This window comes from Mycoplasma testudineum, assembly GCF_002245785.1.
GTDB lineage: Bacteria > Bacillota_I > Bacilli_A > Mycoplasmatales > Metamycoplasmataceae > Mycoplasmopsis_B > Mycoplasmopsis_B testudinea.
On record NZ_NNCE01000017.1, the window covers coordinates 1 to 2,080 of the forward strand.

Sequence of the window (2,080 nt, forward strand, 5' to 3'; positions counted from 1 at the left end):
CTAAGGTAAAAATGAGACTTAATTTTAAGTTTCTAAAAAAAATAAAATTTTAAATCCGTTAATTTTTACTTGCTCCCTATAAATATTGTTGTTTTCAACTAAATTGCATTATTTATAAACTGTCTATTTCTTAATTAAATACTATTTCAATATTTGCTATTTCCATATCGTTAACATGTGGAAATATACTTGTAATAATTTATAAATATATTGATAAAAATTATTTAATGAAGCTCAAAAGCGCTTAAGTAAAATAGCATATTTTTTAGTCGAAAATCAAAGATTAGCTAATATGTGGAAAAATGTGGAAAATTTTACTTTTTTTCAATGCAAATAATATTAATATGGTATGGAGAATATAATTATAAGTGTAAGGAGATTTAATGCACGATTATAAAACAAATTTTCAAAATGCTATGCAATTTGGAATGAATAAAGCAAAACTAGAATGATGAAGAATTTTAATTATGGGATTTCTAGGCGGAGTTTATATCGCCATTGCATTCTATGGGTTTGTAAAAGTAACTTCACTTTTTTCTGTAATAACAGATGGAGCACTAAGTATCAGGCCAGAAGGAAGAATTGCTGCAGCAGCAGTTTTCCCTGTTGGAATATTATTTGTACTATTTCTAGGCGCTGCAGTATTTAATGGAGATAACTTAGCATTCTTAGGATGTTTAAAAAAAGAAAGTAAATTTAGAAGCTTATTATTAAGATGAAGTATTGTCTTATTTGCTAATTTTCTAGGCGGCTTAGTAATGGCTTATGTTTTTCACTGAGCTGCTGCTTGAAACGAAAATGATTTATTAGTAATTAAAGGAATTATTGAAGGAAAACTATATAACGCTCGCGGTGGTGAGTGACATCAAATATTTTTCTCTTCAATTGTAAGTAATATAGTTATTGTTGGAGCAATTTGATCATCAATGGCTTCAAAAAATGCAGTTGGTAAAATTCTAATAGTTTGATTGCCTATATTCTTATTAGCAATTGCTGGATTCAACCATATACCTGTTAACTTAAGTATTTATACAATTGGTTTAGCTGAGTTCCCAACAGTTGCTGCTTCAAATTACGGAAGCATGTGAGCTGCAATATTTATTTATAATACCTTATTGCCAACACTAATAGGAAACTGAATTTCTGGAGCTCTTATTCTACCTTCACTTTACTATGTGTTAGTTAATTTTAGATCATCTAAAAATAAATATATTGCTAAATTCTGTTCACTTGAATACATTCATGATGGTAATATCACAAATGCATTTTGTGAACCTGGTGAAGAATTAAATGCACAAGCAGAAACCGAAGCGCAAAAAGCTATTGAAAACAAACCTTTTATATTTTCTTTATACGATAAAATTAAAAATCGAAAACGAAAAAAATAAAGTATAGAAAACTATAATTGCAAAAGTGGTTTACATTTATATGTAACCATTTTTTTAATTTATTTTAGGGAGCTAACAAAAATTAACGGATTTTAAATATTGGCAGTTTAATATTTCATACTAATATTAAACTTTAATTACACAAAATCAATTTTGTAATTAAAACAGCTTTTAATTTTTAAATTTGCAAAAAATTTTAGATTATTGAATTAGAAAAAAATAATTTATAAAGTTAAAAGGTTGTTTATTATTTAACTTCTAAAGGATACCGATTTTAACTCATATTCCTTTTATTTCAAAAAATATGAGTTTCTGATTTAAAAAGTGTTTGTTGTCGTTAATAATTTATTTTTTTGTCCAGAAAAATGTTCAATTAGTGCAGAAAAATCTCTAAGATTGTGCACTTTTATATTTAATGAATCAATGCCTTTCGTTCCAATTAATGATTTGTTTATAACTGTGATTTTTGTTTTCATATCATATCAATTGTATTTCACAAATGGTTGAGAGTAAGGATATTCTCAATCTTTTCAGCGTGATTTAATAAAATTTACGGTTTCTAATCAATTTATTGATTGGTCTTGGTTTGTCACTAAACTTAATGATTTAATTATTAAATCACCTTTTGTCAAGTCTGCCTTAACATCGATTACTATGTCATTTTCGGGCATTGCCGATAGAATAATAAAATT

The 2,080-nt window shown here is 26.5% G+C and carries 2 protein-coding genes; one reads left to right on the forward strand and one right to left on the reverse strand.

What is annotated here, in order from left to right; all coding sequences use genetic code 4:
- Positions 1-383: 383 nt before the first annotated feature.
- Positions 384-1,388: a formate/nitrite transporter family protein gene (locus tag CG473_RS04090; RefSeq protein WP_094255041.1), complete on the forward strand. Its 1,005-nt coding sequence runs from the start codon at positions 384-386 to the stop codon at positions 1,386-1,388.
- Positions 1,389-1,705: 317 nt separating this feature from the next.
- Here the strand turns inward: CG473_RS04090 and CG473_RS04095 are convergent.
- Positions 1,706-2,080 (reverse strand): hypothetical protein (locus tag CG473_RS04095; protein ID WP_211276226.1); only part of this gene is annotated, 375 nt, incomplete at its 5' end.